General features: G+C 63.9%; 21 protein-coding genes. 10 read left to right on the top strand and 11 right to left on the bottom strand.

All coding sequences use genetic code 11. The features are described from left to right. Position 1 precedes the first annotated feature (1 nt). Positions 2 to 1,708, bottom strand: coding sequence for an AMP-binding protein (locus QCE58_RS24400; RefSeq protein ID WP_250521544.1), 1,707 nt, complete (start codon positions 1,706 to 1,708; stop codon positions 2 to 4). 15 nt (positions 1,709 to 1,723) lie between these two features. Continuing rightward, positions 1,724 to 2,857, bottom strand: a complete 1,134-nt coding sequence (locus tag QCE58_RS24395) for an acyl-CoA dehydrogenase family protein (RefSeq protein WP_250521553.1) — start codon at positions 2,855 to 2,857, stop codon at positions 1,724 to 1,726. A gap of 213 nt (positions 2,858 to 3,070) precedes the next feature. Here QCE58_RS24395 and QCE58_RS24390 point away from each other — a divergent pair, with 213 nt between their 5' ends. Together QCE58_RS24390 and QCE58_RS24385 are read left to right on the top strand one after the other, a co-directional pair. Then, positions 3,071 to 4,066 (top strand): AraC family transcriptional regulator, encoded by a 996-nt coding sequence (locus QCE58_RS24390; RefSeq protein ID WP_409014179.1) that lies wholly within the window; start codon positions 3,071 to 3,073, stop codon positions 4,064 to 4,066. 62 nt (positions 4,067 to 4,128) lie between these two features. Continuing rightward, complete coding sequence (locus tag QCE58_RS24385) at positions 4,129 to 4,290, top strand: hypothetical protein (RefSeq protein WP_008353861.1); 162 nt, start codon at positions 4,129 to 4,131, stop codon at positions 4,288 to 4,290. Between the two features lie 8 nt (positions 4,291 to 4,298). Here the strand turns inward: QCE58_RS24385 and QCE58_RS24380 are convergent, their stop codons facing one another. Both QCE58_RS24380 and QCE58_RS24375 read right to left on the bottom strand, forming a co-directional pair. After that, positions 4,299 to 4,970: a hypothetical protein gene (locus tag QCE58_RS24380; protein ID WP_033536103.1), complete on the bottom strand. Its 672-nt coding sequence runs from the start codon at positions 4,968 to 4,970 to the stop codon at positions 4,299 to 4,301. Positions 4,971 to 5,204: 234 nt separating this feature from the next. Next, positions 5,205 to 6,500 (bottom strand): MFS family transporter, encoded by a 1,296-nt coding sequence (locus QCE58_RS24375; protein ID WP_008353864.1) that lies wholly within the window; start codon positions 6,498 to 6,500, stop codon positions 5,205 to 5,207. A gap of 380 nt (positions 6,501 to 6,880) precedes the next feature. Between QCE58_RS24375 and QCE58_RS24370 the strand changes: the two genes are divergently transcribed. Beyond that, positions 6,881 to 7,903, top strand: coding sequence for a DUF2891 domain-containing protein (locus QCE58_RS24370; RefSeq protein WP_250502753.1), 1,023 nt, complete (start codon positions 6,881 to 6,883; stop codon positions 7,901 to 7,903). Positions 7,904 to 7,909: 6 nt separating this feature from the next. Here the strand turns inward: QCE58_RS24370 and QCE58_RS24365 are convergent, their stop codons facing one another. Next, positions 7,910 to 8,230, bottom strand: coding sequence for a YnfA family protein (locus QCE58_RS24365; protein WP_008353867.1), 321 nt, complete (start codon positions 8,228 to 8,230; stop codon positions 7,910 to 7,912). A gap of 150 nt (positions 8,231 to 8,380) precedes the next feature. Here QCE58_RS24365 and QCE58_RS24360 point away from each other — a divergent pair, with 150 nt between their 5' ends. After that, positions 8,381 to 9,673, top strand: coding sequence for an MATE family efflux transporter (locus QCE58_RS24360; RefSeq protein WP_250521552.1), 1,293 nt, complete (start codon positions 8,381 to 8,383; stop codon positions 9,671 to 9,673). Between the two features lie 215 nt (positions 9,674 to 9,888). Here QCE58_RS24360 and QCE58_RS24355 read toward each other — a convergent pair whose 3' ends face one another. After that, positions 9,889 to 10,881, bottom strand: coding sequence for an alpha/beta fold hydrolase (locus QCE58_RS24355; RefSeq protein WP_250521542.1), 993 nt, complete (start codon positions 10,879 to 10,881; stop codon positions 9,889 to 9,891). A 179-nt stretch (positions 10,882 to 11,060) separates the two neighbouring features. Between QCE58_RS24355 and QCE58_RS24350 the strand changes: the two genes are divergently transcribed. From QCE58_RS24350 to QCE58_RS24340, 3 genes are read left to right on the top strand one after another with little or no spacing between them, the layout of a single operon-like run. Continuing rightward, a complete protein-coding gene (locus QCE58_RS24350) occupies positions 11,061 to 11,819 on the top strand; it encodes a DNA/RNA non-specific endonuclease (RefSeq protein ID WP_250435541.1) in 759 nt (252 codons plus the stop codon). A 25-nt stretch (positions 11,820 to 11,844) separates the two neighbouring features. Further along, positions 11,845 to 12,072: a hypothetical protein gene (locus QCE58_RS24345; protein WP_008353874.1), complete on the top strand. Its 228-nt coding sequence runs from the start codon at positions 11,845 to 11,847 to the stop codon at positions 12,070 to 12,072. A gap of 38 nt (positions 12,073 to 12,110) precedes the next feature. After that, complete coding sequence (locus QCE58_RS24340) at positions 12,111 to 12,626, top strand: methylated-DNA--[protein]-cysteine S-methyltransferase (protein WP_008353883.1); 516 nt, start codon at positions 12,111 to 12,113, stop codon at positions 12,624 to 12,626. An 84-nt stretch (positions 12,627 to 12,710) separates the two neighbouring features. On the opposite strand, the gene QCE58_RS24335 is transcribed toward QCE58_RS24340, so the two are convergent. The 3 genes from QCE58_RS24335 to QCE58_RS24325 all read right to left on the bottom strand — a co-directional run bounded on the left by QCE58_RS24335 (position 12,711) and on the right by QCE58_RS24325 (position 14,780). Continuing rightward, a complete protein-coding gene (locus QCE58_RS24335; protein WP_160297400.1) occupies positions 12,711 to 13,226 on the bottom strand; it encodes an OmpA family protein in 516 nt (171 codons plus the stop codon). Between the two features lie 390 nt (positions 13,227 to 13,616). Then, a complete protein-coding gene (locus tag QCE58_RS24330) occupies positions 13,617 to 14,153 on the bottom strand; it encodes a DUF2968 domain-containing protein (protein WP_250521541.1) in 537 nt (178 codons plus the stop codon). A 195-nt stretch (positions 14,154 to 14,348) separates the two neighbouring features. Beyond that, positions 14,349 to 14,780 (bottom strand): hypothetical protein, encoded by a 432-nt coding sequence (locus tag QCE58_RS24325; protein ID WP_175983075.1) that lies wholly within the window; start codon positions 14,778 to 14,780, stop codon positions 14,349 to 14,351. A 247-nt stretch (positions 14,781 to 15,027) separates the two neighbouring features. Here QCE58_RS24325 and QCE58_RS24320 point away from each other — a divergent pair, with 247 nt between their 5' ends. From QCE58_RS24320 to QCE58_RS24310, 3 genes are all read left to right on the top strand, one after another. Further along, positions 15,028 to 16,542 carry an ATPase domain-containing protein gene (locus tag QCE58_RS24320; protein ID WP_250521540.1) on the top strand — a complete coding sequence of 505 codons (1,515 nt, stop codon included), beginning with the start codon at positions 15,028 to 15,030 and terminating at the stop codon, positions 16,540 to 16,542. Next, positions 16,539 to 16,895, top strand: a complete 357-nt coding sequence (locus tag QCE58_RS24315; protein WP_250435536.1) for a response regulator — start codon at positions 16,539 to 16,541, stop codon at positions 16,893 to 16,895. Before QCE58_RS24320 ends, QCE58_RS24315 begins: the two co-directional genes overlap by 4 nt. Before the next feature lie 85 nt (positions 16,896 to 16,980). Continuing rightward, the gene (locus QCE58_RS24310) at positions 16,981 to 17,235 is read left to right on the top strand and encodes a CsbD family protein (protein ID WP_008353889.1); all 255 of its coding nucleotides are present in this window, start codon (positions 16,981 to 16,983) and stop codon (positions 17,233 to 17,235) included. A gap of 57 nt (positions 17,236 to 17,292) precedes the next feature. Here the strand turns inward: QCE58_RS24310 and QCE58_RS24305 are convergent, their stop codons facing one another. Together QCE58_RS24305 and QCE58_RS24300 are read right to left on the bottom strand one after the other, a co-directional pair. Next, the gene (locus QCE58_RS24305; protein WP_309780480.1) at positions 17,293 to 17,955 is read right to left on the bottom strand and encodes a hypothetical protein; all 663 of its coding nucleotides are present in this window, start codon (positions 17,953 to 17,955) and stop codon (positions 17,293 to 17,295) included. After that, entirely contained in the window at positions 17,952 to 18,740 is a 789-nt protein-coding gene (locus QCE58_RS24300) for a fumarylacetoacetate hydrolase family protein (protein ID WP_250435532.1), read from the bottom strand. The genes QCE58_RS24305 and QCE58_RS24300 overlap by 4 nt, the downstream gene beginning before the upstream one ends. Positions 18,741 to 18,759: the final 19 nt, after the last annotated feature.

Raw genomic sequence — 18,759 nt, 5'->3', positions numbered from 1 at the left:
TTTAGTCGGCCTTGCTGGTCTGGCGCAGCTCCGGGAAATCTTCCTCCCAGAACTCGAACTCGCCGCGCGCGCCGTCCTGCGTGCGCGCGATTTCCTGCCGGCGCAAATCGACGCGGCGAATCTTGCCGGAGATGGTCTTCGGCAATTCCGCGAATTCGAGCCGGCGGATGCGCTTGTACGGCGCGAGCCGTTCGCGCGAGAACGCGAACACGCTTTTCGCGAGTTCGGGTCCGATCGAATAGCCGTGACGCAGCGTGACGAACGCCTTCGGCACCGAAAGACGCAGCGGATCGGGACTCGGCACGACAGCCGCCTCGGCGATCGCTTCGTGCTCGATCAGCACGCTTTCCAGCTCGAACGGGCTCAAGCGGTAATCCGACGACTTGAACACGTCATCCGCGCGGCCGACGTAGACGAAGTAGCCGTCCGCGCCACGCGCGGCGACATCGGATGTGCGATAGAAGCCGCCTCGCATCGCGTTTTCGGTGGCCTTGGGGTTATCGGCGTAACCGGTCATCAGGCCGAGCGGCGGCGGATCGAGCGCGAGCGCGATTTCGCCTTCTTCGGCAGGATTGCCATCCGGATCGAGCAAGGCCACGCGATAACCCGGCAGCGGACGGCCCATCGAGCCCGGCACGAGCCGCTGGCCCGGCGTGTTGGCAATCTGCGCGGTGGTTTCGGTCTGGCCGTAGCCGTCGCGGATCGGCAATCCCCACGCATGCTGCACGCGCTCGATGATCTCCGGATTCAGCGGCTCGCCCGCCCCGACGATCTCGCGCAGCTTCACCTCGTACGACGCGAGTGGCTCCTGCACGAGCATGCGCCACACGGTCGGCGGCGCGCACAGCGTCGTGACTTCGTGCTTCACGAGCACATCGAGCGCGCGGGCGGCGTCGAAACGGCTGAAGTTGTAGATGAACACGCACGCCTGCGCGTTCCACGGCGCGAAGAAGCAGCTCCACGCGTGTTTCGCCCAGCCGGGCGAGCTGATGTTCCAGTGGACGTCGCCGGGTTGCAGGCCGATCCAGTACATCGTCGAGAGATGCCCGACCGGATAACTCTGATGCGTATGCGCGACGAGCTTCGGCTTCGACGTCGTGCCGGACGTGAAGTACAGCAGATACGGATCGTTCGCGGACGTTTCGCCGTCCTTGGCGAATTCCGCCGATGCGTCGTACGCGGCTTCATACGCGAGCCAGCCGTCCTGCGCGCCGCCCACCGCGATGCGCAAGCCCGGTACGTCGATGACATCGAATTTCCTCGTTTCGGCTGCATCGACGATGACGTGCTGCACGCCGCCTAGCGCGATGCGGTCGCGCAAATCCGCGCTCGGAAGCTGCGTCGTCGCGGGCAGGACGATCGCGCCCAGCTTCATCGCGGCGAGCATCGTGTCCCATAGCTCGACGCGATTCGGCAGCATCAGCAGAATGCGCTCGCCGCGTTTCACGTTCAGCCCCCGCAAATGATTCGCGACGCGCGCGGAACGCTCGCTCATCTGCGCAAACGAAAGCCGTGTCTCGTCGCCGCTTTCGCCGACGATCTGCAACGCGGGCGCGTCGTTGCCACGCGCCATCGGATCGAAATAATCGAGCGCCCAGTTGAAGCGATCGAGCGACGGCCATCTGAAGTCGCGATACGCGGTGTCGTAGTCCGTGCGATGAGCAAACAGGAAGTCTCGTGCTTCGATGAATGCCTGGGCTTCGTTCATTGCGTCTCCAAAGATTTATACGTTGCGCGCGATCACCATCCGCTGCACTTCGCTGGTGCCTTCGTAAATCTGCGTGATGCGTGCATCGCGATAATGACGCTCCACCGGATAATCCTGCAGATAGCCGTATCCGCCGTGAATCTGGATCGCGTCCGAACACACGCGCTCCGCCATTTCCGACGCATACAGCTTCGCCTGCGACGCCTCCGTCAGACACGGCACGCCTTCGGTACGCATGCGCGCCGCGTGATGAATCAAGAGGCGCGCGGCGTTGATCTGCGTTTGCATGTCGGCGAGCATGTTGGCCACCGACTGATGTTCCTGAATCGGCTTGCCGAACTGCACGCGCTCCTTCGCATAGGCGCGCGCCGCATCGAATGCCGCGCGCGCGATGCCGAGCGCCTGCGCCGCAATGCCGATGCGCCCGCCTTCCAGATTCGACAGCGCGATCTTCAAGCCCTCGCCGCGCTTGCCGAGCAGATTCGCGGCGGGAATCGCGCAATCGTCGAAGTTGATCGGACACGTATCCGACGCGCGGATGCCGAGCTTGTGCTCCGGCGCGCCGACGTTGAAGCCGGGCGTGTCCGTCGGCACGACGAACGCGGAGAGGCCGCGCTTGCCCTGATCGGGATCGGTCACGGCGAAAACGATCGCCACGCCCGCGCGCTTGCCGTTGGTCACGAACTGCTTGCTGCCCGAAATGACCCACTTGCCGTCTTTCTCGACGGCGCGCACGCGCAGGTTGTTCGCTTCGGAGCCCGCCTGCGGCTCCGTCAGGCAGAACGCGCCGATAACCTCGCCGCTCGCGAGCTTCGGCAGCCATTCGGCCTTCTGCGCGTCGGTGCCGTACGCGAGGATCGGCCCGCAGCCGACCGAGTTGTGCACGCTCATCATCGTCGCGCAGGACGCGCAGCCGGCGGCGATCTCTTCCATCGCGAGTGCGTAGGCGGTGTAGTCGCTGAAGGTGCCGCCGAGTTCGGCGGGCACGATCATCCCGAGCAGGCCGAGTTCGCCCAGTTGCCGCACGACTGCGTCGGGGATCGCGCCGTCCTTGTCCCACTGGCCCGCGTTCGGCGCGAGCGCTTCGGTTGCGAACTGGCGAGCCGCGTCGCGGATCATGCGTTGCTCTTCGGTGAGAAATGCGTCGATCATGTTCTGAATTCGGTGATGGGGGCTTGCGCGGCGAGGCTCGCCGCATCGATCGTTTAAACTTTCTGGCCGCCGCTCGCCCGGTCGATGATGGGCGGCTGGGCCGTCTGAGCACGAGTCTAGGCAATCGCCTAACGTTAGCCGATGCCCAAAACGATCACGCTAACTGAGCGCTTTGGCCACCTAGTGACAACCCCAAGTACCAAAAAAAAGATCGAGCGCGACTCGATTTCCGTGAGCCTCGTCGAAGCCGCATTGCGATGCGCCGAATCGCGCGGCGTCGCGCGCGGGCATTTGCTGGCCGCGGCGGGCATCGCGCCGGCGACGCTCGATTCGCCGCGCGCGCGGGTGTCGCCGGTCCAGTACGGCAAGCTGTGGAACGCCACCGCCGACGCGCTCGACGACGAGTTCTTCGGCCAGGACGCCCATCCGATGCGGCGCGGCAGCTTCGTGCTGCTATGCCACGCGGCGCTTTCCTCGCGCGACGGCGCGCAGGCGCTCGGGCGCATCGCGACTTTCATGCGGCTCGTGCTCGACGATCTGAGCTTCGAGCCGGACATCGACGACAAGCGCGTGCGAATCTGGCTCGCCGACAAAGCCGGACCGAAGTCGATGTTCGCCTACGCGACGGGCTTCATCCTCGTGTATGGGCTCTTGTGCTGGCTGGTCGGGCGGCGCATTCCGGTGCTCGCGGCGCACATGCGCTGCCCCGAGCCCGCCGACAGCGACGAATATCGCCTCATGTTCTGCAACGACCTGCGTTTCGACGCGACGCGCTCGTTCGTCGACCTGTCGGCCGAATGCGCGGCGCTGCCGATCGTGCAGACGTCCACCACGCTCAAGCGCTTCCTGCGCGATGCGCCGGCGAATTTCATCGTGAAGTATCGCAATCCGGATTCGCTCGCGGCGCGCATCCGGACGCGTCTTCGGCAAACCGCGCCGACGGACTGGCCGGAAGCCGAAAGCATCGCGGCCGCGCTGCATATGGCCGAAGCCACGCTGCGGCGGCGTCTGAAGCAGGAAGGGCTGACCTATCAGACCATCAAGGACGCATTGCGGCGCGATCTGGCCATCGCGCGTCTTGCGCATACGCAGGAGACGATTCCGCAAATCGCCGATGCGCTCGGCTTCGCGGAACCGAGCGCGTTCCGGCGCGCATTCAGGAAGTGGACGGGCGTGCGCCCCGCGGATTACCGGCGGGAGAGCTGAAGCGCGCGAACATCGAGGCTGCTATATTGAATCGTCCATGATTTCGCACCACGGAGCGCACCATGACCAAAGCCAGCCGGGATGAACGTTCGAAGCAGGAACAACCGAAGAAGGAAACCGAAGAGGATTTGCTCGACGAGGCGCTGGAAGAGACCTTCCCCGCAAGCGATCCGATCGCGGTGCATCCGGAGCCGGAATCGCCTGAAGACCGGAAAAACAAGTAGTCGTTCGGTTATTCGCCCGAGTCGGGCTCATCCGGACTCGAGAGCAGCACCACGAGCTTCTCGACGTGCTGATGTAACAGCTTGACGTGCTTGTCGATCTGTTCGAGACGCCCGGTCAGATCGGCCTTCGCCGACTCGCTCATGCGATCGGACGCGATGAGTTCATCGACCTTCGGCTGCATCGATTCGACCTGCAGCAAGCCGAGCTGGCGCTCCAGGCGGCGTAAGTCCTGCGACAGCAGCTCGCGATTCTTCCGAAAAACCAGATCGCGGCGGTTGGCTTCGGCCTGTTGCTGGGCCTGATCGGCGACACGGCGCGTCGCTTCGGTCTGGGAAAGCAGCGGTTCCGGGCCGCGCAACACGGAACGCTTCGGCGCGGGATGGGCCGTGCCGCGGAACACGGCCATCGGCGTTTCCTCGTCGATCGCGCGCAGGACGTCGGGCGGAATCTCGTCCAGCGTGCGGCGCTCGTCCATCCAGTGCGGCGGCAGGCCGGTCACGAGCTCGATGCCGCGTACGAATTCCTCGTTGAAATCGCGCTGACCGCCGACGATCAGCTTCATGAACGTCGGCGAGAAGTTCATCATGCGCGCGAGGCGGCCAGCGCCGCCCGGCGAGCCGACCAGGACATTGAGGTTGGCTCGCCAGACTATGAACAGCGTTTCGTCGAAATCTTCCATGAACAGGCTCCAGGCAGTCCGACGCGCCCGAACGTGCACATCGGATTTGCGCGCGGCGGCGCTGCGCGCATGCGTATCCGGTTCCCGCGCTTTCCGATCAACATCGTGCACCGTGGCCGGTGCGTCGTCTACATACCGCATAAAACACCATACTACCTTCATCGGCAAGCCGGGCGGACAACGGCGTCCGCGCCGATGCGGGCGTGCGACACGACGCGCACGCCGCCGGCCGGCTTACGGTTCGTTGCGCAGATACCCTTCCTTGCTCGGATCGAGCATGCGCCAGGAGACGATGAGCGAAATGGCGCACATCGCCGTGACATACCAGAAGAACGTCGATTCGCTGCCCGCCGATTTCAGCCACAGCGCCACATACTCCGCCGAGCCGCCGAACACCGCGTTGGCGACCGCGTACGACAGGCCGACGCCCAGCGCGCGCACTTCCGGCGGGAACATTTCCGCCTTGATGAGACCGCTGATCGACGTGTAGAAGCTCACGATCGCGAGCGCGATCACGACCAGCACGAACGCCATGACCGGGCTCGTCACCGTGGAGAGCGCGTGCAGCAGCGGCACCGTGCAAATGGTCGCGAGCGCGCCGAAGCAAAGCATCGAGGCGCGGCGGCCAATGCGGTCCGACAGCGCGCCGAACAGCGGCTGCAGCAGCATGTAGACGAAGAGCGCGGCGGTCATCACGTTGCTGGCGGTCTTCGCGTGCATGCCCGCCGTGTTGACCAGATACTTCTGCATGTAGGTCGTGAACGTGTAGAAGATGAGCGAGCCGCCCGCCGTGAAGCCGACGACCGTCATGAACGCGGCCTTGTGCTGCATCAGGCCGGCGAGCGTGCCCGCTTCCTTGCGATCGCGCGTCTCAGCGGTCGACGTTTCGTCGAGCGAACGGCGCAGGTACAGCGAGATCAGCGCCGCGCACGCGCCGATGAAAAACGGAATGCGCCAGCCCCACGCCTTCAGCTCCTCCGTCGACAGGAACAGTTGCAGGATCACGAGCACGAGCAGCGCGGCGAGCTGGCCGCCGATCAGCGTCACGTACTGGAACGACGCGAAGAAGCCGCGCCGGCCGCGCAGCGCGACTTCACTCATGTACGTCGCGCTGGTGCCGTATTCGCCGCCCACCGACAAGCCCTGGAACAGGCGCGCGATCAGCAGCAGGAACGGCGCCCACGCGCCGATCGACGCGTACGTCGGCAGGAAGGTGATGACGAGCGAGCCGCCGCACATCATCAGGACGGAGATCATCATCGCGTTGCGGCGGCCGTGCTTGTCGGCGATGCGGCCGAAGAGCCACCCGCCGATCGGGCGCATCAGGAAGCCCGCCGCGAACACGCCCGCCGTGTTCAGCAACTGAACCGTCGGATTGCCGCCGGGAAAGAACGCCGCCGAAAAGTACAGCGCGAGGAACGAGTAGATATAGAAGTCGAACCATTCGACGAGGTTGCCCGACGAGGCGCCGACGATGGCGAAAACGCGGCGCCGGGTGTCCTCTGCGGTGTAAGCGGGAAGGTCGGTCATGTTGTTTCTGATCTCTTGGTCACTGTCTGGATGGCGTATGTCGGGGTTTCATCCCCGATCCGGGCGCTCTTGGCGGCGTTCGGGCGCAAGTTTATACGCGGTTTCGCAACCGGCGCGCGATCGTGGCGCGCGAAACACGGCCGAACGGAGTAGGAAAATTCGCGCAAGGACGCGCCCGCATCGCGTTCACCGATGACCGCCCCACCCGCTCAGGCTTGCCGCAAAAGCATTTGCCGCCCTTGCGACGGCATCGTTCAACGCTTTCGACATAAATCGTCTTTGCCTCGATCGTTCGTACTAGGTGGTTACCCTGATTAAAGATTTTGACGATTATTTATCGATAAAGTCTCGGGATCACGATTCACATCGACGAGGACTGCATGAGTCAGCATCAACCGATCATTCTCGACGCCGCGCTCGCGTCGACATTCGCGCAAGTCGCGCTCGGCCACCTGACGCGCGAATATCCCAACAAGCTCGATCACGTCATGGCAAGCGTTGCCGACGTGCAAAGCCCGCGCGCGCTGCATCCGATTTTCTACGGCAGCTTCGACTGGCATTCGTGCGTGCACGGTTACTGGCTGATCGCTCGGCTGATCGACCGCTTTCCGGATCTGCCGGACGCGCCGCGCATTCGCGCCGTGATCGACGAGCATGTCACCGAGGCTAACGTCGCCGCTGAAGTCGCTTATCTGCAGCGTCCCGCCGCGCGCGGCTTCGAGCGGCCTTATGGCTGGGCGTGGCTGCTCGCGCTCGCAGGCCAGCTGCGCTCGATGCGTTCCGATGACGGCGCGCGCTGGGCCCGCACGCTCCAGCCGCTCGCGGACGCATTCGTCGCACGCTTCGAGGAATTCCTGCCGAAATCGACGTATCCGCTTCGCGTCGGCACGCACTTCAACATGGCGTTCGCCTTGACGCTTTCGATCGGTTACGCGCGCGTCGCGCAGAACGCCGATTTTGAGCATCTGCTGAAGGAAACCGCCCTGCGCTGGTTCGAGAAGGACGAAGGCTGTCAGGCGTGGGAACCGGCGGGCGACGAGTTCCTGTCGCCGTCGCTGATGGAAGCCGTGCTGATGCGTCATGTGCTGCCGGGCGAGCGCTTCGTCGGCTGGTTCGACCGGTTTCTGCCGCGCATCGCCGAGCGAGAACCCGCGACGCTCTTCGCGCCGGCCACCGTCACCGATCGCAGCGACGGCAAGCTCGCGCATCTCGACGGCCTGAACCTCTCGCGCGCGTGGTGTCAGCGCACGATCGCACGCGCGCTGCCGGCGGGCGATGCGCGTATCGCCGTGCTCGAGACGGCGGCGCACGAACATCTGGCGTCGGGCATTGCGCATGTCGCGGGCGATTACATGGGCGAGCACTGGCTCGCGACGTTCGCGCTGCTGGCGCTGGAAGCCTGAGCGGTTCTAGACGCGCGGCTGGAACGCGATCACGCCCATGCCGATGAGCGCGATCGCCGCGCCCGCGACATCCCACGCCGTCGGCCGGATGCGCTCGACGGCCCATAGCCACGCGATCGCCACGCCGATATACACGCCGCCATACGCCGCGTAGACGCGCCCCGCCGCCGCGGCGTGCAGCGTGAGCAGCCACGCGAACAGCGCGAGCGACAGCGCGCCGGGCACGACGAGCCACGGCGAGCCGCCCTCCTTGAGCCATCGATGAGGGAAATAGCAGCCGGCGATCTCGGCGATGGCGGTGACGACATAGAGCGCGAACGTTTTCATGAGGCGCATTATCGGCGTTCGCGAGACGTTGCGTGGTCCGCGTCCGCTGCGGACAATGACGCCCTTGCTCGAAACTTCAGGCCGCCGACCTTGCAGACCGATTCAACCGATGCCGCCGCGTTGCCCGTGCACTGGCACAAGCGCGTGCTGATGCTGGCCTTTCCCATCGTTCTCGCGAATCTCACGCAGCCGATTCTCGGCGCCGTCGACACGGCTGTCGCCGGGCATCTCGACGGGCCGCAGTATCTCGGCGGCGTCGCGCTCGGCGGGCTCGTCTTCAGCTTCGTGTTCTGGGGCTTCGGCTTTCTGCGCATGGGTACGACGGGACTCGTGGCGCAGGCGTTCGGCGCGCGTGACGACGACGCCTTGCGCAAGAGCGTGCTGCGCGCGTTGCTGCTCGGACTCGCGATCGGCGCGGCGGTGCTGGTGCTGCAAGTGCCGATCATTCGTTACGCGCTCGTCGCGCTGGGCGGCAGCGCCGCCGTGCAGGACACCGCGAGCGCGTACTGTCACGCGCGCATCTGGGCCGCGCCGTTCGCGCTCGGCAATTACGTCGTGTTGGGTTATCTGCTCGGCTGCCAGCGCGTGAGGCTCGCGCTCGTCACGCAGATCTTCATCAATCTGGTGAACATCGTCGCGGTGCTGCTTTTCGTGTATCGCTTCGATTGGGGCATCGCGGGCATCGGCGCGGCAACGGCGTTCGCGGATTTCTGCGGCTTTGCGCTCGGACTCGCGATTCTTTGGCATCTGCGTCCGCGCGGCCTCCCGCCGCTCGTCCCGCGCTCGCTCTTCGACGCGCACGCGTTGAGGCGGGTCGTCGCGATCAACCGCGACATCTTCATCCGCACGATCTGCCTGCTCGGTTCGTATGGCTGGTTCGCGCATCTCGGCGCGCGTCAGGGGGATGCGATCCTCGCCGCGAACGCCGTCCTGCTGAACTTCCAGACCTTCATGTCCTTCGGTCTCGACGGCTTCGCGCACGCGGCCGAAGCGCTCGTCGGCGCGGCGGCGGGCGCGCGCGACCGGTACGCGTTCCGTCAGGCCGTGAAGGTGACGATGTTCTGGTCGGCAATCGGCGCGGCGGGCTTTTCCATCGTCTTCTGGTTTAGCGGCGAATGGATCATCGGCAAGCTCACGGATCAGGCGGTCGTGAAGGCGGCGGCGGTGCGCTATCTGCCGTGGGCGTCGGTTCTGCCGCTCGCGTCGGTCGCGGGCTTTCAGCTCGACGGCGTGTTCATCGGCGCGACGCGCACGCGCGAGTTGATGAAGGCGATGGCGGTCTCGCTTGCTGCCTTTCTGCTTGCTGCGTGGGCGCTCGCGGGATCGCTCGGGAATCACGGGCTGTGGCTGGCGCTCACTGTTTTCATGGTGGCGAGAGGTATTACGTTGGCGATTCAGGTGCCGGCGATCGAGCGGGCTTCGTGTGCGACTTTGGGAAGGTGAGGTATGGTGCGTCGGGTTTCTGCGCGGATGGCAAGTCTGCCCTCGCTTCGTCCAACGATTTTCTTGGAGGTCGGCACAGTCAGCATCGACAAGAGAAGACCTGCCATAACGTGCGCCAGATAATGGCCGCCCTGCGTCGGCGTGGCACGATCATGGTCACGTTGAGCGAAATCGCAATGCAGAACAGCCAACGAAACTTTGCGAGCGAATCGAAGCTATTGCCCCGCCAGCCCCTCCAGCAGCGCCTTATGAAACGCGGCCGGATCCTGCATCTGCGGCGCGTGCCCGAGCTCCGGAAACTCGACGAGTTTCGCGCCTTCGATACGCTCCTTCGCCAGCTTCGCGAGATCCGGATATCGCCCGAGCATCGGCCGAATCTCCGGCGGCGCGAAGTCCTTGCCGATCGCGGTCGTATCCTTGTCGCCGATAAGCAATAGCGTCGGCGCCTTCAACTGATCGAATTCGTAGACGACGGGCTGCGTGTAAATCATGTCGTACAGCAACGCCGAGTTCCACGCGACGATGTCCTTGCCCGGTCCGCGATACATGCCCGCCAGCATCTGCACCCACGGTTCGTAGTCGTCGCGCCACTGGCCCGAGTAGTACGTGCTCGTCTCATAGCGGCGGATGCCGTCGGCGCTCGTCTTGAGCTCGCGCGCATACCAGTCGTCGATGGAAATCGACGGCACGCCCTTCGCCTTCCAGTCTTCGAGCCCGATCGGATTCACGAGCACGAGCTGCTCCGTCTCGCGCGGATACATGAGCGCGTAGCGCACCGCGAGCATGCCGCCCGTCGAATGCGCGATGAGCGTCGCCTTCGACACGCCGAGCGCGGTCAGCAGCGCATGCGTGTTGCGGGCAAGTTGCTGGAAACTGTATTGATAGCGCGCGGGCTTCGTCGATTTGCAAAAGCCGATCTGATCCGGCGCGATCACGCGATAGCCCGCATCGCTCAAGGTCTGGATCGTCTGCTTCCACGTCGCCGAACAAAAATTCTTGCCGTGCAGAAGTACCGCGGTGCGTCCATTCGGATGCGCCGGATGCACATCCATATACGCCATGCGCACGACCTGGCGCTGCGACGTAAGCGCGAAGCGCGCGACCGGATACGGATAGTCGAAGCCCTGCAACTCGGGGCCGTATGCGGGGCCGTCATTGCCGGCCGCTTGCGTGGCTTCGTCGGCATGTGCTTGTAAAGCGAAGGACATCGCGAGACACAACATCAAGGATCGAACGACGGACGGCTTGCTGCGCGCTGGTTTCATTTTTTGATCTGAAGATGACGTCGGCCGACGCATTCTAGCGCGGCTGAATTTCGCACGCGCCCGCATGCTGTATTCAGCGCTTATACTTTGCGACCCCGATCGTCGTCAGGATCATTCCAAGCATGCAATTCCGCATCAAGGCATTCGCCGCCGCGCTCCTCGCATTCGCGTGCATCAGCGCATCCGCGAGCGACTGTCCGCAGTTCAGCCCGAACGGCCGCGCGCCGGTCGTCGTCAATTCGAAGATGCGCGCGTCGACGCAGGAAGTCTGCTATTCCGACTTCGCGCTGCTGCACTCCGGCATCACGAAAGGGCCGCTGTGGTCGGCGGAACATCTGACCGCGAGCAGTGTCGACCAGGCGAAGAACAACACGCGCACGAATCGCTTCTTCGTCGACAAACGTCTGCCGCCCGACGAGGCCGCGCAACTGTCCGACTACAAGAGGAGCGGTTACGACCGCGGCCACATGAGTCCCGCGGGCGATCGCGCAAGCAAGAAAGGCATGGCCGAATCGTTCTCGCTCGCGAACATCGTCCCGCAGGATCCGTCGAACAACCGGCGCATCTGGTCGCGCATCGAGCAAGCGGTGCGCAGGCTCACGGAGGAATCGGGCGAAGCGTATGTCGTCACCGGGCCGCTCTTCTCGGGACGTCAGTTGCAGACGATCGGCGAATCGCGCGTGTTCGTGCCCACGCAACTGTATAAAGTAGTCTATTTGCCGCAGCGTCAGATCGCGTTCGCGGTCGTAATCGAAAATACGCCGACGAACACGTACACGATGAAAACCGTGCACGAACTGGAAGCGATGAGCGGACTCGCGTTTCCCGGCATCCCGGACGGACTGAAGGACAAGCGAATTGGAGGATTGCGCGGTGTTTAAGCCATTTGCAAACGATACGGATGTGATGAACATCGCGGGCGACGCGATCAACATCGAGAACGGCGTCAAGCGCCTCACGATCAGCGGCAATTTGACGATCGCCCGCGACAAGGCCGGACTCGCGAACGCGCTGGCGCTTCAGAAGGCGATCGGTGCGATCGTCGAAGCGTTGCAAAGCGATGCGTCGCTGCCCGCGAAGCTGCCCGACGAGCCGGATGCGCCGTCAGGCACCGCCGATAATCCGTTCATCTGAAGCGGCCGTCGCCGAAGACAGCCGCGCGGAGAATCGAAGTGATCGAATGCCATGTCGGCCCGAGCCCGCTCGGGCACATTTTGTATCGCGCCGAAGACGAATGTCTGACGGGTCTCTTCTTCATCGGACAGAAGTATTTTCCCGATGGTCTGCACGCGCCGACGCTGTCGGAGACAGCGCCGAGATCCCGCGTGATTGCCGATGCGCGCGAGCAGGTCGGCGAATACTTCGCGGGTACGCGTCGGAAGTTTTCGATTGCGGTGCAGTTTCGCGGAACACCCTTTCAGCGACAAGTCTGGGACGCGCTTTGCCAGATCCCTTTCGGCGACGCGTGGACGTACAGCGATCTCGCGCGCCGGCTCGGCTTGCCCGCGGGCGCATCGCGGGCCGTCGGCGGCGCGAACGGACGGAATCCGGTCGCGATCATCGTGCCGTGTCATCGCGTGATCGGCGTCGACGGGGAATTGACCGGCTATGCGGGCGGCGTCGAACGCAAACGCCATTTGCTCACGCTGGAGGGCGGTCCGGGGCGCGAACAACTCGCGCTCTTCTGAAGCAGCGCACAGTCGGCGACAAAACAAAAACCCCCGCGAACCATCGGTTCGCGGGGGTTTTTTTCGACATCGTCCGATGATGAATTACGGCGTAAGCATCACTTCCACACGACGATTTTCCGCACGCCCGACGCTCGTTGCGTTCGACGCAATCGGATTGGCCTTGCCGAAACCCTTCATCGCGAAGTTCTCGGCGCTCAGGCCATGTCCCTTCAGGTAGTCGAGCACGGCCTGCGCGCGACGCTGGGACAGACCGAGGTTGTAGGCATCCGGGCCCATCGAATCGGTGTAGCCCTCGACCGTGACGGACGCGAAATTCGCACCCTTCGAGTCGGCGACGAGCTTATCCAGAATGCTCCTGGCCTTCGGCGTCAACGCGGCGCTGTCGAAGGCGAAGTTCGTCTTTTCGTCGAGCGAAATCTTGCGCGGCACGACAGCCGGGGCCTTCGCTGGCGCCGGTTCCGGCGTTGCAACGACCGGCTGGGGCGGCGTCACGCAGTTGAAGATTACGTTGCGCGGATCGCTCGGCGTCTTCGTTCCGGCGAGCGTCTGAAGCACGTTCACCTTTTGATCGCCGCACATCTTTTGAGCCGCGGTCATGCAGGCGCTGCCGTTTTCGAACAGACCGTAGCATTCGGCGCGAAAAGCCTTCTGGCCATCCGACGTTTGAATTTCGCTGATATTGAAGGCCGGTCCCGACGTGGACGAACAGCCCGCAAGTACGGCAGCGGCGATAAGACTAACAGCAAGGGTTTTCGTGAGCATCTTGGTGGTCATGCAAGTCAATTTCAAAGTGCGAGCCGCTGAGCGCGCACCTCGATTCCGGGCCGGGGAACAACCCAAAGGTGACGTGAAAAATGATGGATCGATTTCGGATGCGCCAAACGTTCGATAAGCAATCCGAAAGCTGCGCGATTGTAGCGTGACAATTCGTGCGATTTAAGCGGACAACTCCCAAATACAAGGCCGGCGGCGCCCGTATCGAAACCCCTATTTGGGCGGGACCGGAAGGTCGCCGTCGGATTGCTTCTGAAGCTCCTGCACGCGGATCTGCAGCGCGCGAAGTTGCGCCTGCGCCGCTGCCTGCTCCGTGCGAAGTTCGCGGATCGCATTCTGCTGCTCCACTTGATAACTCGTCACCTGATTTTGCTGCGCGCGTGCAATATCGAGATCGGCTTGCAGCCGGTTCGCGCGCGCCTGCTGGGCGGCGATCTGCCGGTCCGCATATGCCTTCTCCGCTTCGAGCTTGATGCGCTTTATTTCCGCATCGGCGAGCGTGTTCGACGTCTTGGCGAAATCCGCATAGACCGTTTCGGCCCGCGCGTCATTTTGCGTTTTGAACACGCGCCAGATATTGCTTTGCTGAAACAGCGCGGCGTAATAAATCATCTCGTCGGGATAATACGAGAGACTCGCGCCATAACTGCCATTCAACGTCCTGCGTAACGCCGTGATTTTCCCGGCGGCAAGCAGATTCTCGAGTTCCGCGACATCGCCATTGCTCGCAATAGCCGCTTCGGGCCTCATCGGCGATGAATCAGCGGCCCGCGCCAACGGACCGGACAACCGGCGGCAATCAGCACGATTTCCGCAATTACCCAGCGCTTCATTGCGATTTTCCGTAATGGCAACGCGCGTCGCCCGGAAAGAATTATGGCGCGGCAAGGCAATCGATTCCAGACGACTCAATACTTCATTCGAACGCCGTTAATCCGTGCGTCTTTAAATGGTCGATGTGCGCTTGAAACTTACTTGCGACAAACGCGGCTCGCTCAGGTTGCGGATCGTTTCGACCGGCATGAAGATGCGCGAATCGGACGGCTCCACGGACATGCGCGAAAAAATATGGCGGTCGCCGTGGAAAACGAAAGGCGCGGCCGAGAGAATGCGCGCGTCGGGCAGGCTTTCGGTGGCGTGCGGCGCGGCGGCCGAAGCTGTCGCGGCAAAAAGAACAAAAAAGCTGGCGGCGAGCGCAAGAGCGCCGGGAATCGAGTGCGAACGGTGCATGGCGAGATGAAGGCAATGAAGGCGCGCGAGCGCCGGAGTGAAGCGGCGGGAGAAAACACGGCGCCCCTGTAAGACGTTCGTCATTTCATCACCCGCTGCTCCGAGTGCCCATGAGACAGTTCTCAAAGAATTCCTGTTGGCGGGCAATCGCTCCCATCCGCAAAACGCTCGGGCGCAGAAAATGCGTGCATGATGCATTCGCCCGCGCGCGGCCCCGGCGGGCTCGCTTCAAAAGGCCGCAGCGACGACGCAAAGGCGCGTGGCCGCCCAAAACCGCGCACGCAAAGGCGCGACGGCGGGCATGAGCGGTATGGCTTCCAGCACGGCTTGCCAATAGTCAGCCATAATTCGCCTTCTCAAAAAAGCCGGTACGCCGAGTAAAAAAGAAAATCCCATGAACCAAGACGACAAGCACTCCACCGCTCAACCCCGGCAACACGCTGCCAACGACGGCAACGTGACGACGGGCGTCGCGGGCCTGGATGACATCCTGGGCGGCGGGTTCGTCGAGGGCGGCCTGTATCTGATCGAAGGCATGGCGGGCGCGGGCAAGACGATTCTTTCATCGCAGATCGGCTTTCATCGCGTCGCGCAGGGCGACCTGGTCCTGTACATCACGCTGATCGCCGAATCGCACACCAAGCTTTTGTCTCATCTTCGCGGACTGTCGTTCTACAACGCCGACGCCATCTCCGACCGGATGCTCTTCGTCTCCGGTTATCACGAACTGATGCGCGACGGCCTGTCCGGCTTTCTCGCGCTGATCGCGGCGACGATCAAGACGAGCCGGCCGCGTTTCATGGTCATCGACGGCTTTCGCAGCGCGCGCGAATTCAGCTCGACGGAACTCGAACTCTCGCAGTTCATCCACGAGCTTTCGGCGTTCGTGAGCGCCGCGCGCTGCACGACGCTGATCCTCGCGCCGCTTTCGGGCAACGAGCCGCATCCGGAGCACACGCTCGTCGACGGGCTCATCGAACTGAACCGCTACAACACCGGCATGCGGCGTGCCCGCGAAATCGAAGTCCACAAGCTGCGCGCCCGCGATCATCTGCTCGGCAAGCACTTCTTCAAGATCACGGAGAACGGTCTCGTGACCTTTCCGCGCATCGAGGCGTCGCCCGCGAACGATGACGGCGCGCCGGACTTCAAGAACAAGTTGAGCTTCGGCTTTCCCGATTTCGACCAGATGCTCGGCGGCGGCATCGTGCGCGGCTCGACGACGACGCTCGTCGGGCCATCGGGCATCGGCAAGACGCTGCTGTCGCTCAAGTTCCTGCAGGCGGGCGTCGAACGCGGCGAGCGCTGCGTCTACTTCGGCCTCTACGAATCGCCCGAGCGGCTTCTCGCCAAAGCGTTGTCGGTCGGCATCGATCTCGCGCCGGCCGTGCAGGACGGACGTCTCGCGATCCGCTGGCATCCGGCTGTCGAACTCTCGATCGACGAGCTCGCCGTCGAACTGATGACCGCGGTGCGGAACACGAATGCGTCGCGGCTCGTGGTCGACGGCATCGACGGCTTTTTTCAGTCCGCGAACCGCACGGAGCGTTTCGGCCTCTTCCTCAACGCGCTCACGCACCGTCTGCGCGACGCGGGCGTGACGACCCTGCTCACCGAGGAAATGCCGCTCTACGGCGATTCGGTGCAGCCCACGACGTTGCGCGCGTCCGCGATGACCGAGAACATCGTGCTCATGCGTTATGTCGAGGCGAATTCCTCGCTGTATCGCATGGTGTCGATCGTCAAGCAGCGCGAAGGCCCGCACGATTCGGCGATCCGCCGTCTCACGATCGACTCGCGCGGCCTGCATATCAGCGAAGGCTTCATTGGCTCGACGGGTATCTTGTCCGGACACCCCTCGATCGCCGCGCCCGCGCTGTCTGTGTCGGACCCCGGCGCGCGCGCATGAAGAAGATCCTCGTCGTCGACGATGAATTCGACATTCTGACCACGTGGCGCCTCGTGCTCGAAATGGAGGGCTACGAAGTTTCGACCGCGTCCAACGGACGGACCGCGCTCGACGCGGCGCGCTCGAATCCGCCCGCGCTCGTCATCACCGACTGGATGATGCCGCACATGGACGGCGTCGAACTGATCCGTCAACTGGCCGCGAGCGCCGCCCTCGCACGCGTGCCGGTGATCCTCATGAGCGCGGCGGCGCATGCGCCGGCGCTCGAGCACCCGCATGCGCAGTTTCGCCGCAAGCCGCTTTCTATCGACGATTTGATCGACGCCGTGAAGGGACTGATCGGTTCGGCCTGAATTGGCCCGGGCACGCTGCGTGCTGCTGATGAGCGTTCCGGCGAATCCGGATTTACGAGAAACCGCTCAACCGAAGGGAGGCACCATGGTGCAGGATCAAGTGGAAGGCGCGGCACAGAAGGTCGTCGGCAAAGTGCAGGACGCAGTCGGCGCACTGACGGGCGATGAAGGCACGCAAGCCGAAGGCAAGGTGCGGCAGGCTTACGGCAACTTGCAGCAAAGTTATGGTCAGACCGTCGACAACGTGCGTCTCGCGGTCGCGAGCCAGCCGATTCAGGGCGTGCTGATCGCGGCGGCCGTCGGCTTCGTGCTCGGCGCGTTGTGGAATCGCGATCGCTGATGTGTCTCGGGCATCGCGATGCAAAGCCGGCGCGAAGGTTGCGCCGGCTTTGTCGTTTCATGGCGTCTCGCGCACGATGCCGACGAGCGTCGCCGACCGCGTGCAGCCGACGGCGATCGCGACTGCCGCCACGACGAGCGCGCCATGCGAACCGCCGATCGCTGCCGCGAGCGCAAGTCCGCCAGCCGCCGCCGCGCTCATCGCGTATGCGAGCGGCGCGGCGGAGTTGGCGCCCATAGCGGGAGACGAGTGCGCGCCGATGGGCGCGAGCATCGCGATAACGGAAATCACGTCCGACTGAACGCCGAGCACATAGGCGAACGCCGCGCATGCGCCTGCGCAGGCGAGATGCATCGATTGAAGGTTCGCGCTTGCTCCGTTCGTGTGCCGGCGAACGACGACGCAAGCCAATGCCGCCAGCGCGCCGCCCGCCAGCACCGCATACGCGCTGTCCGGGCCCGGCAGCGCCCACGCGACGAACGCCATCGTCGCGAAGAGCGATTGCGCCGATACACCCGGCGTCGCACGCGCGGATCGATACCCGATGAATCCCGCGACCAGCGCAAGCACGAGCGCGGTTCCGCCCGATGCGCCGCTCGCGAAGCACGCGGCGGCAAGGAGCGCGCCCGTTTCCCGCCTTCCGCGCGACGCACGCATCGACGAACCCGCCGACAGCGCCGCGAGCACGCAGAGCGCGCCCGCGAGTCCATCCGCGATCATGCTTCGAGCACGTTCGACAGCGTGCCGATTCCGGCGATCGACACATCCACGCGCGCGCCGTCCTTGATCGAGCCGACGCCGATAGACGTGCCGCACGCGATCACGTCGCCGGGAACGAGCGTCATGTCTTGCGACAGCATGCTCACTTGCTCGGCGGGCGAGAAAATCATGTCGTCGAGCGGATAGTTCTGGCGCTCGACGCCTTCGAGTGTCGTGACGACGCTCGCCGTGCGCCAGTCGAAGCCGTTGCCCGTCGTGACGATCGCCGGCCCGAGGCAGGTGAACGTGTCGAAGCCCTTCGAGCGGCACCATTGCGCGAAGTTGGGATCTTCCTGCAGCAGCTCGATCGCGGTGACGTCGTTCACGCACGTGTAGCCGAAGATCGCGCTTTCGGCTTCCTCCACGGACGCCCCGCTCACCGTCTTGCCGATCACGATGCCGAGTTCGCCCTCGTACGCGATCTTGCCGTGATAGCTCTTCGGCCGGCGGATCGACTCGCCCGGCCCGATCACCGACATCGGCGGCTTGATGAGAAAGAGCGGATGCTGCGGCGGCGCCTTGTCGAGCTTCTGCGACAGCGCGTAATAGTTGTTCCACAACGCGATGACCTTGCTCGGCTGACAGGGCGCGAGCAGCGTCAGGTCGTCGACGGCGAACGACATGTCGGTCGGGCGCGGATTGTCGAACATCGCGCCGTCGTGCTGCACGACGCGGCCAGAATGCTGATCGAGCGTACCGAAACCGATGCTGCCGCCGGCATCGCGAAAACGAATCCAGTGTGTCAAGTGTGTCTCCCTTATAAAG

This window comes from Caballeronia sp. LZ028 (assembly GCF_031451415.1).
Lineage (GTDB): Bacteria > Pseudomonadota > Gammaproteobacteria > Burkholderiales > Burkholderiaceae > Caballeronia > Caballeronia zhejiangensis.
The sequence above is the reverse complement of the archived record's forward strand: the minus strand, read 5'-3'. Positions and strand labels throughout refer to the sequence as shown.